Origin of the sequence: Vibrio olivae (genome assembly GCF_042428525.1) — a bacterium.
GTDB classification, from domain to species: domain Bacteria; phylum Pseudomonadota; class Gammaproteobacteria; order Enterobacterales; family Vibrionaceae; genus Vibrio; species Vibrio olivae.
In genome coordinates this window covers 1,373,190-1,391,946 of sequence record NZ_JBHMEP010000001.1, presented here as the reverse complement: position 1 = coordinate 1,391,946, position 18,757 = coordinate 1,373,190, and the positions used below count along the sequence as shown (strand labels likewise).

Sequence of the window (18,757 nt, the reverse complement as noted above, 5' to 3'; positions counted from 1 at the left end):
GTCAATGCTGCCTCATCTACTATCTCACCTTTTTTTTCTGAGGTTAACCATTTACTTGGCTAGTTTTTCTGCAAGTTGAGTATGGTTATCACCGTTTTATCGGTATTTCCTGGTGGTGTTTCATGGCGAATTAGCCCTTTTTTCACTCGGTAGCTACCTGATGTATTAACAAAACTACTCTTTCGCTTGGTTGTCGCCCAGTGCTGAATGTGATGATTTAAAAGCAACAGACACGCACATAGTTCAGGGAAGAATATATGAATCAAGTCTACTACCTTTGGTTGCGCTTGAGTCGCTTGTTATTGGTATTGGTGGGATTGTCGGTGATCATCTTTGTCGTTGCCCGCCTGATTCCTGGGGATCCTGCGCGAATCGCGCTAGGACCACTTGCAACGCCGGAGCAGGTAGAAGCGTTACGACTTAAAATGGGCTTAGACCATTCACTGCTTATCCAATATTTTGATTACATGATGAATGTGTTTCGCGGTGATATGGGAGAGTCAACCATCACCAATCAACCCGTTCTTCTCGATATCACACAAGCGCTACCTGCCACCCTTGAGTTAGTGCTGGTTGCGGTGATGTTTACCGCGTTGATTGGCATGCCTTTGGGGATTCTTGCCGCGTATCGTCCAAACGGCTGGTTTGATCAACTGTCGCGTATTTTTTCTTTAGTCGGGGTGGTCACCCCGTCCTTTTTACTGGCGCTGGTTTTGCAGTTAATCGCAAGCCTCGGTTGGTTTGGCTTACCGGTCACCGAGCGTTTGTCATCCTCATTGACGTTCTCTGCGGATTTTTCCGGCTTACTGCTTATTGATAGTGTTCTGCAAGGCCGTTTTGATGTGTTTATCGATGCCTTACAACATATTTTGCTGCCTGCGATTGCGTTATCGGCTGCTGGGATTGGCCAAGTAATGCGCATTACTCGTTCCTCAATGATTGAGTTTAGTCACCGAGACCATGTTGAGACTCTGCGGGCATGTGGTGTCTCCAAGCGGGTGGTCAATTTTAAATATTTGCTCCGTCTGAGTGCCTCAGCACCACTCACTATTTTAGGCCTCGAGTTCGCTTCGCTGATTGGTAACGCCTTTGTCGTTGAGATGGTCTTTTCTTGGCCAGGCGTCGCCAGTTATGGTGTGCGGTCCATTTTGCACAAAGACTTTAATGCCGTGATTGGCGTGGTGCTGGTTTCTGGGGTGTTCTTCATTGTCGCCAACTTAATGATCGACTTTGTCATTGGTCTTGTTGACCCTCGCGTTAAGCTAAAAGGAGCGTAATATGATAACCAAACACCGTTCTTATCTACCTCACGGCGCGCAAGAATTTACGCCATCAAGTGCGAACAAACAGTACTCTAACTTCGGTAAGGCATGGTATCGATTTAGCCGAAACCCAACCGCAGTGATTGGTTTAACCATCGTCGCTAGTGTGATTTTAATGGCGATATTCGCGCCGCTGATCGCGCCATACCCTGAACATGCAGGCAGTTTTGTTAACTTTCGTGATCGTCACTCGGCCCCTGATTTTAGCTACTGGATGGGAACCGACAACATCGGACGCGACATCTTAACGCGCGTCATTTATGGTTATCGCATCTCTCTTAGTTTGGTCGTTGGGGTTCTCGCGCTTTCGGTTCCGGTTGGGGTGCTGCTAGGGATTGTCGCCGCTTATGCCGGTGGCTGGGTTGAGCAGCTGATTATGCGCTTTAACGACATGTTACTTGCGGTTCCGCCTCTGGCACTGGCACTGGCTATTACTTCTATTTTGGAACCGAATTTAACCAACGCCATGATTGCCATCGCTAGCCTATGGTGGAACTGGCACTGCCGATTAGTCTACCGCTTAGCCAAAAGTATTGTCACCGAAGATTTTATCGAAGCCGCACGTTTATCTGGTGCGAGCCACTGGCATATTGTCGTCAAAGAAATTCTGCCGAACTGCGTTGCCGCCATTAGTGTGAAAACGACGCTGGATGCCGGGTTCGTTATTCTGTTCGGCGCAACCTTGAGCTTTCTAGGGCTAGGCGTTCAACCGCCAACGCCGGATCTCGGTACCATGGTTTCGACGGGGGCGAGTTACCTTCCCGAATACTGGTGGGAAGCGATTATGCCAGGCCTTGCGATTTTATACGCCATTCTCGGGTTTAACTTATTGGGCGACGGCCTACGCGACTTTTTTGATGTAGAGGTATAAGTAGTATGCAGCCTTTAGTTGAAATTAATGATTTTAGTTTGGCGTTTCGCGTGTACGGCGGTACTCGTCAAGTATTGCATCATCTATCGATGGAGATTTATCCCGGAGAGCGGGTTGCCTTAATTGGTGAATCTGGCTCAGGGAAAAGTGTCACCAGTAAAATGTTAATGGGGACACTCAACGAGGATCAAATTCAGATCCTCGGCGGGGACATCCACGTTGAAGGGCAATCCCTGCTGAATATGGCAGTGAATCAGCGTGAAGGGCTTAAAGGCACGGTGATGTCTATGATTCAGCAAGACCCGCAAACGTCATTCAATCCGGTGTTTAAAATCAGTACCCATCTCAATGACATCATGCAGTTTGTGGAACGGACTACTGGCGTTCGCCACAGCAAAGCGCAACGTAAAGCACATATTTGTCGCGTTCTCGAAAAAGTCAAACTACCGGACGTGGAGCGCGTTTATCACGCCTATCCTTGGCAATTATCGGGTGGCATGCGCCAGCGAGTATTGATTGCAATGGCGCTGCTGCACCCAACTAAATTACTGATTGCGGATGAACCGGGCACCGCGCTGGATGTCACCACCCAAGATGAAATTATCAAATTAATCAATCAACTGGTGAAAGAGGAACAACTTGCTCTGTTGATGATTACCCATAACCTAGGTGTGGTAAGAAAAACGGCGGATCGCGTTTATGTAATGCAGCATGGACGCATCGTCGAGCACGGTTATGTTGACACGATTTTTCAATCAGCTCAGCACTCTTACACTCAAAGGTTGTTTGATTCCGTCCCACGCTTATACAGTGATGAGCAGCCATCTAAACGCGACTCTAAGCCGCAAACATTGGTGCATTTTGTTGAAACCAGTAAAACATTTCACGGCAAAAAGGATTGGCGTGGTCGAGTCACTCAGTCGGTGAATGCGGTTAAGCCGCTCAACCTGACAATCCATCACGGCGACAGTTTTGGTCTAGCGGGGGAGTCTGGCTCAGGCAAGACGACATTGGCAAGAATGTTGATGGGCATTATCGACAGCAGTGATGGCAACATCATGGTTGAGTCTAAGCCACTGGCAACTTGGCGTGCGGACAAAGCGAACCGCCACAGTATTCAAATGGTGCATCAAAACCCGGCGGCGTCATTGAATCCTAGACGTACGATCGCTCAAACGCTGGCCGTACCATTGCAGTTTATTGGCAATTCAAAACGCCGCGCGCAGGAGATAAAACGGCTGCTTGATCTGGTAGAGCTGCCTGAAGAGTACGCGCAGATGTACCCATCAAGCTTGTCTGGCGGGCAAAAGCAGCGTGTGGCTATCGCACGTGCGCTGGCGGCGAATCCGACCATCATGGTGCTGGATGAACCCACGTCTGCATTGGACGTCTCTGTGCAAAAAAGTGTTATCGAGCTTTTGAAAAAGCTTCAACGCGATCTGGGCTTAACGTATCTATTTATCTCCCACGACCTGAGCTTAATGCGCCATTTCTGTAATCGCGTTGCGGTGATGTATCGCGGCGAGCTGCTGGAAGTCGGGGAAACTCAAGCTCTGTTTGCTGAGCCGACGCACAACTACACACGAGCCTTGATTCGCGCCATTCCAGTGATCAGTGAAGATGAAGAACGTCATAAACCGTATTTAAGTGATGCTGATGCGCAAGCGGTGTTGCAATCAGCATAAGAACAAGGAGTTACGATGAAATCCAATTATCGGATAGGAATTGATGTTGGCGGCACCAATACGGATGCGGTCATCATGCAAAATGATACGGTTTTAGCGGCGACCAAACAGCCAACGACCTCGGATGTCACCTCTGGGATCGAAAACGCGCTCAACGCAGTATTGAAAGCCTCGGGTATTGATAGCCAAGCGATCAGTGCGGTCATGATTGGGACTACCCATTTTACCAATGCGGTCGTGGAACGTAAGCATCTGCAAAAAACCGCCGTGATTCGAGTGTGCTTGCCTGCCACGCTAAGTGTGCCTCCGTTTTCTGATTGGCCGCAAGATATTCAGACCATGGTTGATGGCGGTTGCTACTTAGTCAAAGGTGGCTATGAGTTTGACGGGCGATTGATTAATCCGCTCGATGAACAACACATTCGTCAAATTGCGCTGGAGTTAAAGCACAACCAAGTCAATGCAGTAGCGATTAGCTGCGTATTTAGCCCGGTTAACGATGATACGGAATATCGTGTACGCACCTTAATTAATGAGCTTCATCCTGAGTGTGATGTGGTGTTGTCGTGCGAAGTTGGACGTATTGGACTTCTGGAGCGTGAAAACGCAGCGATCTTAAATGCGAGTTTGCGTCAACTTAGCCGTAAAACAGTGACTGCCTTTGGTCAAGCTCTGTCGGTATGTGGCTTGAGTTGTCCGTTTTTCATTACCCAAAATGATGGCACCTTGATGAGCGCGGATTTCGTTGAGCGTTACCCGGTTTTGACCTTTGCCAGTGGCCCAACCAACTCGATGCGCGGCGCGGTATTCCTATCCGGAGAGCAAGACGCAATTGTGGTCGATATTGGCGGAACGACCACCGATGTGGGGCTGGTACAGCAAGGATTTCCACGCCAAGCGGCAATGTCTGTCAATGTTGGCGGCGTGCGCACCAACTTTCGCATGCCTGATATGGTCAGCGTTGGCCTGGGGGGGGGAAGTCTGGTTCGAGACAGCGCGAATGGCATCACCATCGGCCCTGATAGTGTCGGTTACCAAATCAGTGAACGGGCTTGGGTGTTTGGTGGACAAGAACTGACCGCGACGGATATTGCGGTAGCAAGCGGTCGTGCGCAAGTTGGTGAGGCAAGTCATGTCGCTGACCTAGATGCCAATAAAGTCATGGAATCTCTAGGCATCATTGATGAGATTATTGTGGATGTGGTTGAAAAGAACCGCTTATCGGCAGCCAAAATCCCGGTGATTGTTGTCGGGGGAGGTTCTGTGCTTGCCGCGGAACAAATTGGTGACCTCGACACTATTCGTCCTAATCATTTTTCTGTCGCTAACGCCGTCGGCGCTGCCATTGCTCAAGTGAGTGGTGAAGTCGACCGCATTTTTAGCCTCGCTGATATCTCTCGCGAGCAAGCGTTAGAGCAAGCCAAGCAAGCTGCAAGTGACAAAGCGATTGAAGCGGGAGCGAAAGCCGAGACGATTACCTTGGTTGATCAAGAAGATGTTCCGCTGGCTTATCTGCCGGGTAATGCAACGCGCATTCGAGTCAAAGTCGTCGGTGAATTGGAGTTTTAAGATGCAAGAATTAACAGAAAAAGATATCGAAGCGATTGAGATCGGCGCTGGGATTTTGGGCACTGGAGGCGGTGGTAACCCTTACTACGGCAAGTTACATGCTTTGGCAGAAATGCGCCAAGGTGCGAAAGTGAGACTCGTGAGTCTTGGCGAATTAGATGATGATGCCTTAGTGATTTCCGTTGGCAATATCGGTGCTCCAGCAGTGTCGATGGAAAAAATTTGTGAAGGCCGAGAGATCGTGCGAGCGATTCAAGCGCTTGAAGAAGAAGTGGGTCGTAAAGTTGATGCGATCATTGCGGTTGAAATCGGCGGAGCGAATGGAATTCGCCCGGCAGCCATCGCTGCGCATATGGATTTACCGCTGGTGGACGGTGATGGTATGGGCCGTGCTTTTCCTGAAATGCAGATGACCACCTTTAGTATTTACGGTCATTGCAGCATGCCGGCGGCCATGTCTGATGCCCATGGTAATACCGTGATCTTTAAACACTTAGTCGATGAATTTTGGCTTGAACGGTTGGCACGCAGCTGCGTGGTTCAAATGGGCGCGGGAGCCGGAATGGTTGAAGCACCGATGAGTGGTCGCTTTGTTAAGCAATATGCGGTGCCAGGTACGGTAACACAAGCCCGTAACTTGGGGCGCGCTGTTCTTGAGGCGAATAAAGCCAATGTGAATCCAATTGAACAGATTTGTCGTCAAGAAAACGGTCAAGTTCTGTTTGAAGGTAAGATCGTCGATTTAGAGCGCAAGATGGCGGCAGGTTTCACTCGCGGCAATTTATCGCTGGAGGGCATTGCGACGTTTAATGGCCAGCAAGCCAGTGTCGATATTCAAAACGAAAATTTGATTTTCCGCATTGGTGGTGAAGTCAAATGCAGCGTGCCGGATCTTATCATCATTTTAGATATTGAAACGGGACATGCGATTACCACGGAAGTTTTGCGCTACGGGCAAAAAGTGGCGGTACTGGGTATTCCTTGTCATCCGCTATTGCGCTCAAGCCGTGCGCTGGAAGTGGTTGGGCCAAAAGCATTTGGTTATTCCGATGTGATTTACCAACCATTTGAACAAGTTTAATCAAAAGGGAATTGTATTATGAACTATAAACCTCTTGTGACATTGATGTCGGGTCTGATGTTGGCACAGCCTGCACTGGCCGAAAACTACGATGATTTAACCGCAACGCTCAACGTGATTCAGATAGTCGGCACGATTGATCCCGCGAAAATCAGCGATTACACCGAATACTTGATGGCGGTGAACCTGTATGACGGTTTAACGACCGCAGATTCGACAGGGGCGATTAAACCGTTACTGGCGAAAGATTGGCAAGCCAGCGAAGATGGCAAAACCTTTACCTTTCATCTGCGCGAAGATGCCACATTCCAAAATGGCAATCCCATTGAAGCGGCCGATGTTGTGTACTCTGTTCAGCGTTTAATGACGATAAACCAGGGGCCGTCTAGCTTCTTCACTCCTTTTCTGGATGCCGATGGTGTCAGTACCATTGATAAGCATACTGTTGAATTTAAGCTCAAAACGTCTTCGTCAGCTTTTCTGGCGATGACACCGCTGCTATTTGTGATCGACAAAGACATTGCGCAGGAGCACAGTGAAGGTGGCGAGTGGTCAGAGACTTACCTTGCCAGTCATCCTCTGGGTTCAGGCCCGTATGAACTCAGCCAGTGGCAACGTGGTAGCCGAGTCATTTTACAGCGCAACCATGACTACTTTGCGGGGTTCCCTGAGAATCCGCTTGAAAAAGTACGCGTGTTGATCACCAAAGATGAATCGACGATCAAAGCCTTAGCTAACAAGGGTGAATTGGACTTCAGCAGCATTTATCAAGCCAATGAAACCCTTGCCGCCATCGACAAAATTGATGGTTACCATATTCAAAACATGGGCACGGCAACCGGCTATTACATCAAATTCAATAATCAGTTAGCGCCGACAGATGATGTGAACATTCGTAAGGCGATTGCGCTGTCTATTGATTATGACTTGGTCAACAGCGAGTTACACCCCGGTGATCCCATGTCAGGCCCATTAGCGGCGCTGTTTAAGGATGCATTTTTAGATGAGCTTGAAGCGCCACATATGGATCTTGCCAAAGCGGCTGACTACGTCAAGCAATCAAAATATGCAGGGGGACGCATTCCGCTCACTCTGGGTTATGTGGCGGGCTCTGCGTATGAAGAGGAAATCTCTTTGATGATGCAAGCTAACCTGCAAAGCATTGGTTTTGACGTCAAGCTACAAGCCGACCCTTGGAGCCGAATTACTGAGATTGCAGCCAAACCGGAGACGACACCTAACGTCAACCAAATTTTCTTTGGGCCGACCTATTCGTCACCCCTGTCGGTATTTTATAACCAATATTCGTCTCAATCGGCAGGATCATGGGCTTCTATGTCGTGGCTTAATGACCAGCAAGTCGATCAGTGGATCACTCAGGCGAGTGAAGAACTCGATAGTGACAAACGTAATGCTATCTACAAAAAGATTCAGCGTTACTTGGTGGATAACCAAGTTGATGCGTTCCTGCAAACCACACGTTACCGCATGGTCATCAATGACTGTTTGACGGACATGCAGTACGTGCCCATCCAAGGGTTTTACTATGACTTTTCTAAGTATAACTGGTTGTGTCGTCCTAACCGCAAGTAAGCGTTATGGCGAGAAGTTCGGCTCTTAATTGAGCCACGGTGAATGGTCAAGAGGCTAGTTGTGGGCTGAAACATTCACCGTTACTTCAAATTATTCCTTTCCTGTTATTTGATCCAGTTTTTGGATTTCGCCAGCGCCAATAAGGCCTGGCGGTTTTTTATTTGGTGCTGTTTAAACAAGTTTTTAAGATGGAACTTCACGGTACTCTCGCTAATACCACAATACTGTGCGATTTGTTTATTTGATAATCCTTCTGCTAACCGTTGAACAATTTGTAATTGTTTGGCGCTCAATTCTTCTATCTCGACATTACTGGTCAAGGCTTGATGACGTTGTTGCCATGCTTTGACCGCTGCTTCTAATGGGGTGTTCACATGACGGTGTTTGTCTTTTTTCCACAGCCATTGTGTCGCAGCGTGAAACCAATCACTTTCTAACAACGCTGGAAACCATAAATCGAGACGATAACAACGTACGATCAGTTCCTGAAGAGGTGCCTGTAGCTGAGCATATTCACGTTTGAACCAGCGGAGTTTTATAATCTGAAGTTGGTTGGCGACTTCAATCCAAGGATAAGAAGAGAGGGGGGTATCCGTGATTGTTGCCGCGCGTTTTTGTTGATGAATGCATAACATACCCACCTGGTTTCTCAGGGTTAACCATTGATATAGCTCTTGTAAGTTTCCCGTAATGATTTGGGGTGACGTCATTGTGTGATTGGTCAATTTATCCAAGTACTTTTGGCCATCAACCCAGCGCTGTTGCTGCTGCAAGATCAGTACTCGCAGCAAAGTAAACAGGGTGTGACCACTATCGTCGGCAAAGCAAACCAAAAACTCATAATGCAATTCATCGAGAAGCTGGTAGGCGTTGTCCATCGAGTGCTCAAATAATTGAGTAAACAGGCCAAATGAATGGAATTGAATCAGAAAGTCCGGCCAAACTTCAGAATGCTTGCGCAATGTCGCCACCTTTTCCCACTGCAATATCGCTGGCTGAATGTGGCCGCTCATGAGCAAATAGAGACCATTGGCTAAATCGATAAAGTTATGTTCGTAACTTAAGGTGCGTCGATAGCTCACGCGATTTAGCGCCCGTTCCGCTTGTGTAATGTGAGCGTGAGCTTTGGTTGGATAACCCATACGTAGGTCGAAGCGCGCTTTATTGAAGTAACAGTAAAATATCAGGTAGGGGATATCGTACTTCTTGGCCAGAGCCAGTTCTTTGTCTTGATAAACCGCGGCTTGAAACCATTCTCCTTGATTCGAGTAACTGACAGACGTCGAACTGTAATAACTCATCAGGGCGCCATGATGGTCGGCAAAGGAGCTCTCAATCGTCTGCTGGCGGTCAACTTGCAACTGCTCTGTGGTTGAAGAAAAATAGACCTTTTGCTTACTTTTTATCAGGTTAACGATGCCTCTTTGCTGAGGGGAATCGAGCCATACCGGGTTATCCAGAGGTAAGCTCTCAATGAAGTGCTGCGCCTCTATCGATTGATGGGATTTTAAAAGCGCTAACATTTTTGCCCACGCCAATTGCAACTCTTGCTTCAGCATCATTTCGGGAAAGAGGTTTAGCACCTGTTCCAGTTCTTGATACCCGTGATAATAGCCGTACATCCCGCCACCATTGTCTTTAAACCAACGCATGGCGAGGTCGAAATTGCTCGATTGAACTGCGGTTTGAATCGCTTCAATACGCTGCCCTGCAAGGTGATGATGTTTTGAAACTAAGCGCATCGCACCTTGGTAAAGCCTTAACTCATTACCAGCGATCCGCTGGAGAACAGAGCGAAGGTATGGGACGCCAAGGCGCATTTCGCCGAGGCTATTGAGCTGGATCAGCGGTGCCACGGATTCAATATTAAGTTGCTGGTGATTGATGCTGTTATGATTAAGCGTTGGACAAAATGCCAACGCGACCAGCAGTTGCTGTTGGTGAAACGGCAACTGCGGCAGAATACGAGTTTGAACGAAATCATACCATGAGTCCTGAAACCGCTCGGCTTTGATGTCATTCCAGTTCGCCACCAACACGGGCCATCCCGTTGTTTGTAGCCAGATCTCAGTGGCGTCTTGGTTTGGGTACCAAGTTTGAATTTCATATTCAGACATAAACAGTTGGTGCTGCTCAATAATGCTGACTTTTTGATAAAGCAGAGCGGATGACAGCCATTGGTTAGCACCAACCCAACTTGCTGTCATATACAGAGTTTGACCACGCGCTTCGAGTTCGGGAAGCTGGTCAATCACTTGTTGAAAGTGTTGCTGAAAACTGCCGCTCACCGGATCCCAAAACAATTCACATCCCAGAGAATGCTGCTCAGGTTGCGGTAAGCTGGTGCGCAGTTCTTGCCCAAGATAATCGGCCAGCTGTTTTAAAACGACGGATTTTCCACTCCCGGGAAGCCCGTTGAGAATCACAATGGGTGTTTTGATTGCGGCGAGTTGATGGATCAAAGAGAGCCTAGGCTGCATGGGTGTTGTGTTCCTTGTTACGAATAACCACCTTCATGCCAAGGTACCATGAAGCGCTAGTCTGAAAACAGAGTTGAGCCGATTAATTACCGGTTAATTGCTACTTTGGGGTGTGATAATGCCTGATGCTTTGGTTGTTATGATGGGGAGTAAGCGTCAAACGACGCTTACGGTATAGATTGAATCGATGGTGTTAATCAATTTGTGATAATAGCCAAGCTTTTACCTCATCGAGTAAGGTGGCGTATTGTGGGTAAGCGTTAATTACGTCATCAAAGCGATTACTGATGGCATGCTGTTGATAACTTTGCCCTTGCAGTGAGGCCGCGAGCTTTTCTATTGGGGTCGGGTCGAGCGCATCTGTAAATATCGTGGCTTGTTGAATGCTGCCTTTTTCGACATCAAGATACACATCAACGCCCCCCCAACTAAAGCGCTTATCGAGACGATGGTTAAACGGCGGTGTTTGACCAAAGTTCCAGTCCCAACTGCTTTGCAAGGCAAATTTGTCTTCAAAGCCGGGCAAGTTGGTAAAGTGCTGAGGTGAAATTACTTCTGGAATGACGTCTTGCTGGTAGTAGTCGCTGTAAGCGGCGATCATCGCTTGGCAAACGTCTTGGTGGGTGATGTCCGGTTTGATGGTATTTAGGTTAATCACTCGTGATTTAACCGACGTAATGCCTTTGGCTTGGAGCTTTTTCGGATCCGGATTTAGGTAGTCTGCTAAGCGGCTTAAGTCAGCACTAAGCAGTAGGGTGCCATGGTGAAAGCCGCGATCGATGGTCTCGCGATACGCTGAGCCAGAGAACTTCTTAATGCTGTCTTGCTCTTCCAATACTAAGTCGTTGCGACCATTTTCGACCCCGTTAATACCAATGCGTCTGAGTGCATTGAGCACGATGGAGGTTGACACACTTTTATCATATTCTGGTTTTCCCGCCATAAAAGTGAAATTAGTATTGCCAAGGTCATGAAACACCGCCCCCCCTCCGGTTTGCCTGCGTGCCAGTTTCACCTTGTCTTGAGCCATTTTATCGGTTTTACATTCGCGCCAAGGGTTCTGCGCACGTCCAATGACAACGGTATCGGCGTTGCGCCATAAAAACAGAACACGTTGATTGGCAGGCATTGAGCGAAAAATAGTGTCTTCAACGGCTAAGTTGAACCAAGGGTCCGTCGAGTCTGAGATTAAAATGCGGGTTGTCTTCATCACGATACGTTATGGCGTTTAACAATGCGCCTATCTTACTGACACTGATAAAGAAAAACGAGCCATTTGGCCCGTTTTTACCGGATATATCGCTACAGGTCTGCTTGTTTGAGCTCGGCCAGTATCTCAAGGGCATGCAGTCTATCTTGCTGATCATAAAGATCGTTAGTAAAGATAAATTCATCGACGCCGAGTTCGCGGACAAACATCTCTAAACGATGTTGGATGGTCGCAGGGCCGCCACTCACCGACAAGCTCAGGAAGTTTTGTTCGATGTACTCTTGCTCTTGTGTACTCCATAGGCCGCTCATGCTTTCAACGGGCGGTTTCATCCACAGCTCTTGCCCACGAATCAGAGCTAAAATCCGCTGTTTCGATGTTGTTCCTAGATACTCGGCTTGCTCGTCGCTGTCAGCGGCAACCAAAGGCAAGCCGACCATGACATAAGGCTTATCAAGGACGTCAGACGCTTGAAACTCTCGACGATATAACTCAATAGCATCGTAGAGGAAGCGAGGAGCAAAATGCCCCGCAAAGACATATGGCAGGCCTTTACGTGCTGCTAAGCGGGCACTGAATAGGCTTGATCCCAACAGCCAAATAGGTACGTTCGAGCCTTCTCCAGGAAATGCGCGAACGGGTTGTTTGCCTTGATAAGGGCCAAGCAAACGCTGTAGCTCGCTCACTTCTTCTGGAAATTTATCCGCTCGCCGCTCATCACGATTGAGCGCTCGGCTAGTGATTTGATCGCTGCCAGGTGCCCGCCCAAGGCCAAGATCAATACGTCCAGGGTAGAGGCTTTCAAGTGTGCCAAATTGTTCTGCAACCACTAGGGGAGGGTGGTTTGGTAGCATAATCCCCCCTGCGCCGACACGAATATTTTCTGTCGCGGCAGCAACTTGACCTATCAGTACAGACGTTGCTGCGCTGGCAATACCTGGCATGTTGTGGTGCTCTGCAAACCAGAAACGATTAAATCCTAGTTTGTCAGCATGTTGGGCATAACGCAGGCTCTGCTTTAGCGTTTCTCCAACGCTCGAACCTTCACGGATAGGTGCTAGCTCGAGAAGAGAGAAAGGAATATCGGACAGTAAAGCCATGGCGTCTCCTTGTGAACATCTTATGGGGTGAACGATCTAAATCGTATATCGCTCATTATTGAAAAGCACTCAGTAGGGGGAAGTCAAATGCGATTACGCTCGAGCATAGAGGAAAATGGTCTAAGTCGGCGGTACTGAGCGGGGAAGCCGTGATGGCGAAAATTGATTTAGATCATAAAAACCAGAAGATAAGTGGGGGAAAGCGCACCTTCATAATATTCCATTTTGTGATTCTAACTTGTAACAAATTATTCAACTCTATCGTAATTTTCTTACGTGATTATGTTGACCTGGGTCACACTTATTGCCATAATTTTGACCAAGGACACATAAATCAACATGAGGGTTAGATCATGAGTTCACAATTAGCAGCAAGTATTAGCGTTCCAGCATCACGCAACGAAGGTAAATCAAAATTCGCTACAGTAGCACGCGAGTTAGCTATGGTCGTGACATTTTGGGCTGTCGCCGCAACATTCACCGCAGTTATGGCGTTTACCTGGGTTAACTAAGTCAATCACAACCAACAACCTCAATCGTTTGATAACTAGCAGGCGTAATCGACCACAAACACGGTCATTGACGTTACGTAATGAAATTACACATTTGAACGATAATAACGATAGGTTGTGATTTTAGTCTCTCTGAGTATTCGTTCTTCGACCGACATTTATGCCACTCGGCGAAGAACCTACTCAGACCGTAATAGCTTCCTTGATTTCTATTCCTTACTCTATCCCTTTCAGACATTCCACCTCTCAGACATTATAACATTATGTTCATTGCGACTTGTCGTTGTGAGTAACTCTGCTTTCCACTGTTGGCAAATGACTTTTTCACTCAAAAGTTAAAAGTGTTGTACGCTTTGTGTAGAGCATTTAGCAACGGGCCTTTGAGTATGTGGTCATTATTCACGTCATTACGATTGTCCAATCACTGGCTTTCAAGCGCGTTAAGTTGCGTTGTTGTCTGCTTTCCTGCGGTTAGCGATAGCAAAGAACCTTTGATTGTCACTTATCGCTCGGCGGAAAGTGTTAATGACAAACGGTATGATTATGATTTGGCGGTGCTTCAGCTAGCATTAGAAAAAACCATTGATGAATATGGAGAGTTTCGCCTTGAGCCTAGTGGGCCGATGAATTATGCGCGAGCCATCCACTTGGTTGAAAAAAACCAGCGGGCTAACTTTTTTATCAAACTTAGCTATGAACAGAGTTTGCCTCAAACCATGAATTTTGTCGGCTTTCCGATTGATCTCGGTATTGTGGATTACCGAGTCTGCTTCATTTCGCCAACCGCTAAAGCGCAGCTGCCTGAAAAACTTGAACTGAGTGATATTAAAGCGCTGCGTCATGGGCAAGGTAGAGGCTGGGCTGACGTTGGCATATTGCGCGCAAATGGGTTTGAGGTATTTGAAAACAGCAGTTATGAAGGGCTGTTTTTGATGGTGGCTAACAATCGAGTTGATCTTTTTTGTCGCGGAGCCAATGAACTTTACCAAGAATATCAATCTCATGCGTCTCTTAGCGGCATAGAGATTGATCAGCAGTTTGTTCTCTATTATCCGCTGCCACGATTTTTTTATACTCACAAAGCGAATACGCTCGCTTTAGAGAGAGTAAGCAAAGGACTTAAGAAAGCTTTTGAAGATGGGTCAATTCAAACGCTTTGGCGCCAAGCTTATGGGGCTAGCCTCGATTTTGCAGCCCTTGAAGCACGACAGTTGTTTCCTCTGACCAATCCTAATCTTCAGCAGCTTGAAAGCGAATACTTGAAGTACTTTTATCAGCCAGACGCTTTTAAGCGATAGGTTCAGTGAACGCTGCAAAGCGCAATTTCATTCTATTTTCCTTGTTCCGAGGTTTTTATACTTACTCTGACAGTGAAAATGAAAAGGAATGTTATGCAGTTTGATACTAAATTTGCGATTGTTGTTGCTGATGACCTACCGACTTGGCAAAAGCTGAATGTTGTGAGCTTTTTGTCGGGAGGCGTGACTCAAACTCCGCAAGTGACAACAGGGCAAACTTATTGTGATGCGTCTGGACAGGGGTATTTACCACTTTGCGTTCAGCCGATCATCGTACTAAAAGCCAACAGAGATAAGTTATCGACTTTTGTTCAGCGAGCGAATCGCCAGCAAGTGGACACGGCGATTTTTATTGATGACATGTTCCAATCTGGAAACGATGAAGCGAACCGGAAAACGGTATATCAATATGAGACGTCGCAGCTACCGCTGGTGGGTATCGCAATGTTTGGTGACAAGACACTGGTGGATAAAGTGTTTAAAGGCGCAAAATTACACGATTAGCCCACCTTCACAACCTTTAAAACGCACGATAAGCAAAGAGAGATTAGAGCTTTGGCAATATTTCTCTTTGCTTGTTGCTGCCAGTACGCTCTACATCAGTCAACTTGGAAGACTCGAATCACCACCGCATTAGCGCCTTTTATCGGCGTAATCGTGCCGGTAAAAACCCGTTTATTTAACCAGTCGTATTGGCCGATAGGCGCCTGAAAGGTTGGTGTGGTTCTAATGTAAGGAAACTCGCCCGCCTCTGCATCTCTTGATGCAAGCCCGGTATTATGGATGATGATGTTTTGTCCGTCTTCGGTTCGAATGCTGTACAACGCATCAATTTCTAAGACGTCGTCAGGCCGCTGCAGTTGCCAATCAGCGCCGCCAGCAAGCACCGTACCTGAGATATTTTTACCTTGAAAGTATCCGCCCGTAATTGGGACATAACGCCTCACGCCACTGTCACTTTCACCAATTTCCACTGAAGCATCGAGTTTGACAACTAATGTCATCACTTCAAAGGTTTTTGGTGGCTCAACGCGTTTGGGAATTTGATGTGCGGCAATATCGACATCGATGGTTTTCATTGGGGGCGGTGATTCTGGTTGCGCCCAAAGCGGATTACTAATGATGACAAGAAAAAACAATAAATTGGCTCGAATACGTTTTAGCATAGCTACTATCGCTCCATTGACAGGGGATCTCCGCTTGAGTGCGGAGAGCGACTAAGTCGTTACTAACAACTGTAAAGGATTGGCTATTTGGTGAATATGTCGATTCTTGCGCCATACCATGACCTTTATTGCCCAAGTTAACGGTTATTACTTCTCTGAGTGGGCGTCGACAACAATCAGTTCCACGCCATGTCGTTCCATCTGCATCGCTAGGTTTTCAGGTGGTCTTTGATCGGTAACAACAAAATCGATGTCTGCCCATGAGCAAGATTGAAACATTAATTGGGTATTGAATTTACTGCTTTCGGCAATGCAGATCACTTGAGTTGACTGAGCGGCCATCGCCCGTTTCAGTTCGGCATCGGTTTCTAAATCGGTGGTGATGCCGGTTTCACTGAGCGCACTAACGCCAATAAAGGCTTTATTGGCTTGGTATTTCCCAATTTGTTGAGTGGTGATATTGCCGACAATCGCATGAGAAAAATCGTCGAACATCCCTCCGAGAATACACTTCTTAATCTGAGATTTGTCACTGAGCTCATTCAAACTCTCCAGTGAGTTAGTGATGACGCTCGAAGGCAGATCAAGATAGTGTGCAAGGGCTGCGCAGGTGGTGCCCGCATCAAGGAAGACGATGTCATGTTGTTTAATCAACGAAGCGCCATAAGCCGCCAGTGACTGTTTCACCGGATCGTTTTTTGAGCGCTGTTTGTAGGAAAGCGTGACTTTTTTATCATCAAGGATCGCTCCGCCTCGAATTCTCAATATTCCCGGATAATCCGCGAGCTTAACGAGATCACGGCGAGCGGAATCATAGGAAATGTCGTAGGCGTGACAAATCTCTTCAATGGTAATTTTTCCTTGGCTTTTTATGTGTGCTTCAATCGCAATTAAACGTTCTTCTTGGGTCATATCATCAGCGTGTTCTGCGTCTACGTTGAAAGCCAGTTTACCTCATTCTCCATTATTAAACACTTGTATTCGCGTATAATCACTTATAGTCATGACGACAATACAGCGCATTAAAGCGGCAAATATTCCTTGTTTAGCTTGAATATACGTAAGTAACAGTGCAATATTTGGTTTTTGTCACATTAAATAATGGGTAAATTTAAGTGTTATAGTCGATTGGTAAGTGGTTGTAAGTCTAATCGCTTAACTGACATCAGGTATTGCACTTAAAGTGACCAAGATGACAACTGATAGGTTGTGTTTAACGAACTGAGAATGAAGTGTTATGACGGTTGCTCCTATAAAAACGGCGGTTATTGGCTATGGCTTTTCCGCCAAAACTTTCCATATTCCTTTTGTCGATACGCTGGCTGAGTTTGAGTTGGCTGCAATCAGCACCAGTAACGGTGATGCAGTGGCTGCAGACTGGCCAAGTGCGCAGCATTACGCGACTGCGTCGGAATTACTGACGCACTCCGACGCTGAATTAGTGATTATTACCGCGCCCAATGACGTGCATTTTGAGTTAGCAAAACAAGCCATTGAAAATGGTAAACATGTGATCATTGAAAAGCCGTTTGTCACTCGAGTTGAAGACGGAGAGGCACTGATTGCCCTAGCCAAAAAACATAACCGAGTGTTGAGTGTGTATCACAACCGTCGTTGGGATGGCGACTTTTTAACCGCGAAAAAGCTGATTCAAGAGCAACAGATTGGTGAGATTCGACATTTTGAATCGCATTTTGACCGCTTTCGCCCGCAAGTACGTCAACGCTGGCGTGAACAAGCTACCGACGGCGGAGGTATTCTGTTTGATTTAGGCTCACACTTAATCGACCAAGTTCTCGAATTATTTGGCGTCCCTGAGGCGGTCACAGCGCAATGTAAGATGATGCGCGAAGGCTCAACCAATGTTGACTATTTCGATGTAACGCTGCATTACTCAAGCCATGTTGCCATTGTTCATGGTGACTTATTCAGTGCAGGACCAAACAAGCGATTTACGCTTAAAGGCACGCAAGGCAGTTTTGAAAAATATGGGCTCGATCCTCAAGAAGGTCGTTTAATTGATGGAGTAGCTCCGAGTGATTCATCATGGGCGGACGAAACGTCTGATAGCTATGGGCGTTTATACCGCGCAGAAAATAGCGAAATTGTTGCCACTGAGCGCGGCGGTTACCAGCACTACTTTCAAAAAATGGCGCAGGCCATTCGCAGCAACGGGCAGCCACCAGTCAGTGCTGAAGACGCGCTATGGAACATTAAGCTGATTGAGTTAGCGATGGAGAGTCAGCGTCTTGGCCAAACAATCGCAGTTAAACAAGTTAAGGAAGCGAATTGATGGCTAACGATATGCTCACCAAACTGCTTGCTCAAGAGGCAGAGTTGCAGCTTACGCAGTTTAATCATGATATTGCCTGGCAACTGGGCTGTGCCTTAAAACTCGCGGCAGAGGAACGTGGCGCTGCCGTGACGATAGAAATCTACGCCTTTGAGCAAGTTCTGTTTAGTTATGCGATGGCAGGGACAAGTCGAGATAATCAAGATTGGGCTCGGCGCAAGCGTCAATCCGTGCTGCGTTATGGGCATAGTTCTTACTATCTAGGGCAATACAATGCGTCAAAGCATCGAGAATTTGAATCGCAGCCTCATATTGATCCTCGTGAATATTGTGCCCATGGTGGTGCGTTTCCGATTCGGATCCAAGGTAGCGGTTTGATTGGTGTCATTACTGTATCGGGTTTACCTCAAGAAGAAGATCATAATATGGTCGTCACAGCGCTGAGTCAGCACATCAAGGCGATACCATCATCGTGATTTAAAATCAATGCAGAGAAATTAATCATCAGCATCATATTCGTGACTTTGCAAATCCAAAGGTAAGGTTCACAATCAGTGATACTCGTGTATACAAGGAG

Annotated in this window: 16 protein-coding genes; 11 read left to right on the top strand and 5 right to left on the bottom strand. The window is 47.1% G+C overall.

Annotated features, from left to right (window positions below; translation table 11 throughout):
* Nucleotides 1-257 precede the first annotated feature (257 nt).
* From ACFFUV_RS06340 to ACFFUV_RS06315, 6 genes are read left to right on the top strand one after another with little or no spacing between them, the layout of a single operon-like run.
* Nucleotides 258-1,277, top strand: coding sequence for an ABC transporter permease (locus ACFFUV_RS06340; RefSeq protein ID WP_390190556.1), 1,020 nt, complete (start codon nt 258-260; stop codon nt 1,275-1,277).
* Nucleotide 1,278: 1 nt separating this feature from the next.
* The gene (locus ACFFUV_RS06335; protein WP_390190554.1) at nt 1,279-2,193 is read left to right on the top strand and encodes an ABC transporter permease; all 915 of its coding nucleotides are present in this window, start codon (nt 1,279-1,281) and stop codon (nt 2,191-2,193) included.
* A gap of 5 nt (nt 2,194-2,198) precedes the next feature.
* Nucleotides 2,199-3,878, top strand: coding sequence for an ATP-binding cassette domain-containing protein (locus ACFFUV_RS06330; RefSeq protein WP_390190553.1), 1,680 nt, complete (start codon nt 2,199-2,201; stop codon nt 3,876-3,878).
* A gap of 15 nt (nt 3,879-3,893) precedes the next feature.
* On the top strand, nt 3,894-5,447 hold the full coding sequence (locus tag ACFFUV_RS06325; protein ID WP_390190552.1) for a hydantoinase/oxoprolinase N-terminal domain-containing protein: 1,554 nt from the start codon (nt 3,894-3,896) through the stop codon (nt 5,445-5,447).
* A 1-nt stretch (nt 5,448) separates the two neighbouring features.
* The gene (locus tag ACFFUV_RS06320) at nt 5,449-6,528 is read left to right on the top strand and encodes an S-methyl thiohydantoin desulfurase family protein (protein WP_390190551.1); all 1,080 of its coding nucleotides are present in this window, start codon (nt 5,449-5,451) and stop codon (nt 6,526-6,528) included.
* 18 nt (nt 6,529-6,546) lie between these two features.
* A complete protein-coding gene (locus ACFFUV_RS06315; protein ID WP_390190550.1) occupies nt 6,547-8,121 on the top strand; it encodes an ABC transporter substrate-binding protein in 1,575 nt (524 codons plus the stop codon).
* A 104-nt stretch (nt 8,122-8,225) separates the two neighbouring features.
* On the opposite strand, the gene ACFFUV_RS06310 is transcribed toward ACFFUV_RS06315, so the two are convergent.
* The 3 genes from ACFFUV_RS06310 to ACFFUV_RS06300 form a co-directional block, all read right to left on the bottom strand.
* Nucleotides 8,226-10,601 (bottom strand): helix-turn-helix transcriptional regulator, encoded by a 2,376-nt coding sequence (locus ACFFUV_RS06310; protein ID WP_390190549.1) that lies wholly within the window; start codon nt 10,599-10,601, stop codon nt 8,226-8,228.
* A gap of 193 nt (nt 10,602-10,794) precedes the next feature.
* Complete coding sequence (lplA, locus tag ACFFUV_RS06305) at nt 10,795-11,811, bottom strand: lipoate--protein ligase (RefSeq protein WP_390190547.1); 1,017 nt, start codon at nt 11,809-11,811, stop codon at nt 10,795-10,797.
* A gap of 92 nt (nt 11,812-11,903) precedes the next feature.
* The gene (locus ACFFUV_RS06300) at nt 11,904-12,911 is read right to left on the bottom strand and encodes an LLM class flavin-dependent oxidoreductase (protein ID WP_390190545.1); all 1,008 of its coding nucleotides are present in this window, start codon (nt 12,909-12,911) and stop codon (nt 11,904-11,906) included.
* 353 nt (nt 12,912-13,264) lie between these two features.
* Here ACFFUV_RS06300 and ACFFUV_RS06295 point away from each other — a divergent pair, with 353 nt between their 5' ends.
* From ACFFUV_RS06295 to ACFFUV_RS06285, 3 genes are all read left to right on the top strand, one after another.
* The gene (locus tag ACFFUV_RS06295) at nt 13,265-13,423 is read left to right on the top strand and encodes a hypothetical protein (protein WP_390190544.1); all 159 of its coding nucleotides are present in this window, start codon (nt 13,265-13,267) and stop codon (nt 13,421-13,423) included.
* 386 nt (nt 13,424-13,809) lie between these two features.
* On the top strand, nt 13,810-14,721 hold the full coding sequence (locus ACFFUV_RS06290; RefSeq protein WP_390190543.1) for a transporter substrate-binding domain-containing protein: 912 nt from the start codon (nt 13,810-13,812) through the stop codon (nt 14,719-14,721).
* 93 nt (nt 14,722-14,814) lie between these two features.
* Complete coding sequence (locus tag ACFFUV_RS06285; RefSeq protein ID WP_390190542.1) at nt 14,815-15,225, top strand: DUF2000 family protein; 411 nt, start codon at nt 14,815-14,817, stop codon at nt 15,223-15,225.
* 95 nt (nt 15,226-15,320) lie between these two features.
* Here ACFFUV_RS06285 and ACFFUV_RS06280 read toward each other — a convergent pair whose 3' ends face one another.
* Nucleotides 15,321-15,887 (bottom strand): DUF3237 domain-containing protein, encoded by a 567-nt coding sequence (locus ACFFUV_RS06280; RefSeq protein ID WP_390190541.1) that lies wholly within the window; start codon nt 15,885-15,887, stop codon nt 15,321-15,323.
* Nucleotides 15,888-16,034: 147 nt separating this feature from the next.
* Nucleotides 16,035-16,799, bottom strand: a complete 765-nt coding sequence (locus ACFFUV_RS06275; RefSeq protein ID WP_390190540.1) for a DeoR/GlpR family DNA-binding transcription regulator — start codon at nt 16,797-16,799, stop codon at nt 16,035-16,037.
* Nucleotides 16,800-17,124: 325 nt separating this feature from the next.
* Here ACFFUV_RS06275 and ACFFUV_RS06270 point away from each other — a divergent pair, with 325 nt between their 5' ends.
* Together ACFFUV_RS06270 and ACFFUV_RS06265 are read left to right on the top strand one after the other, a co-directional pair.
* Nucleotides 17,125-18,180 carry an oxidoreductase gene (locus ACFFUV_RS06270; RefSeq protein WP_390190539.1) on the top strand — a complete coding sequence of 352 codons (1,056 nt, stop codon included), beginning with the start codon at nt 17,125-17,127 and terminating at the stop codon, nt 18,178-18,180.
* Nucleotides 18,180-18,656, top strand: a complete 477-nt coding sequence (locus ACFFUV_RS06265; RefSeq protein ID WP_390190538.1) for a heme-degrading domain-containing protein — start codon at nt 18,180-18,182, stop codon at nt 18,654-18,656. Before ACFFUV_RS06270 ends, ACFFUV_RS06265 begins: the two co-directional genes overlap by 1 nt.
* Nucleotides 18,657-18,757: the final 101 nt, after the last annotated feature.

What these genes read in the sequence shown, in the direction of transcription:
- ACFFUV_RS06340 (WP_390190556.1), top strand. Translation starts at nt 258, where the DNA reads ATGAATCAAGTCTACTACCTTTGGTTGCGCTTGAGTCGCTTGTTATTG.
- ACFFUV_RS06335 (WP_390190554.1), top strand. Translation starts at nt 1,279, where the DNA reads ATGATAACCAAACACCGTTCTTATCTACCTCACGGCGCGCAAGAATTT.
- ACFFUV_RS06330 (WP_390190553.1), top strand. Translation starts at nt 2,199, where the DNA reads ATGCAGCCTTTAGTTGAAATTAATGATTTTAGTTTGGCGTTTCGCGTG.
- ACFFUV_RS06325 (WP_390190552.1), top strand. Translation starts at nt 3,894, where the DNA reads ATGAAATCCAATTATCGGATAGGAATTGATGTTGGCGGCACCAATACG.
- ACFFUV_RS06320 (WP_390190551.1), top strand. Translation starts at nt 5,449, where the DNA reads ATGCAAGAATTAACAGAAAAAGATATCGAAGCGATTGAGATCGGCGCT.
- ACFFUV_RS06315 (WP_390190550.1), top strand. Translation starts at nt 6,547, where the DNA reads ATGAACTATAAACCTCTTGTGACATTGATGTCGGGTCTGATGTTGGCA.
- ACFFUV_RS06310 (WP_390190549.1), bottom strand. Translation starts at nt 10,601, where the DNA reads ATGCAGCCTAGGCTCTCTTTGATCCATCAACTCGCCGCAATCAAAACA.
- lplA (WP_390190547.1), bottom strand. Translation starts at nt 11,811, where the DNA reads ATGAAGACAACCCGCATTTTAATCTCAGACTCGACGGACCCTTGGTTC.
- ACFFUV_RS06300 (WP_390190545.1), bottom strand. Translation starts at nt 12,911, where the DNA reads ATGGCTTTACTGTCCGATATTCCTTTCTCTCTTCTCGAGCTAGCACCT.
- ACFFUV_RS06295 (WP_390190544.1), top strand. Translation starts at nt 13,265, where the DNA reads ATGAGTTCACAATTAGCAGCAAGTATTAGCGTTCCAGCATCACGCAAC.
- ACFFUV_RS06290 (WP_390190543.1), top strand. Translation starts at nt 13,810, where the DNA reads ATGTGGTCATTATTCACGTCATTACGATTGTCCAATCACTGGCTTTCA.
- ACFFUV_RS06285 (WP_390190542.1), top strand. Translation starts at nt 14,815, where the DNA reads ATGCAGTTTGATACTAAATTTGCGATTGTTGTTGCTGATGACCTACCG.
- ACFFUV_RS06280 (WP_390190541.1), bottom strand. Translation starts at nt 15,887, where the DNA reads ATGCTAAAACGTATTCGAGCCAATTTATTGTTTTTTCTTGTCATCATT.
- ACFFUV_RS06275 (WP_390190540.1), bottom strand. Translation starts at nt 16,799, where the DNA reads ATGACCCAAGAAGAACGTTTAATTGCGATTGAAGCACACATAAAAAGC.
- ACFFUV_RS06270 (WP_390190539.1), top strand. Translation starts at nt 17,125, where the DNA reads ATGACGGTTGCTCCTATAAAAACGGCGGTTATTGGCTATGGCTTTTCC.
- ACFFUV_RS06265 (WP_390190538.1), top strand. Translation starts at nt 18,180, where the DNA reads ATGGCTAACGATATGCTCACCAAACTGCTTGCTCAAGAGGCAGAGTTG.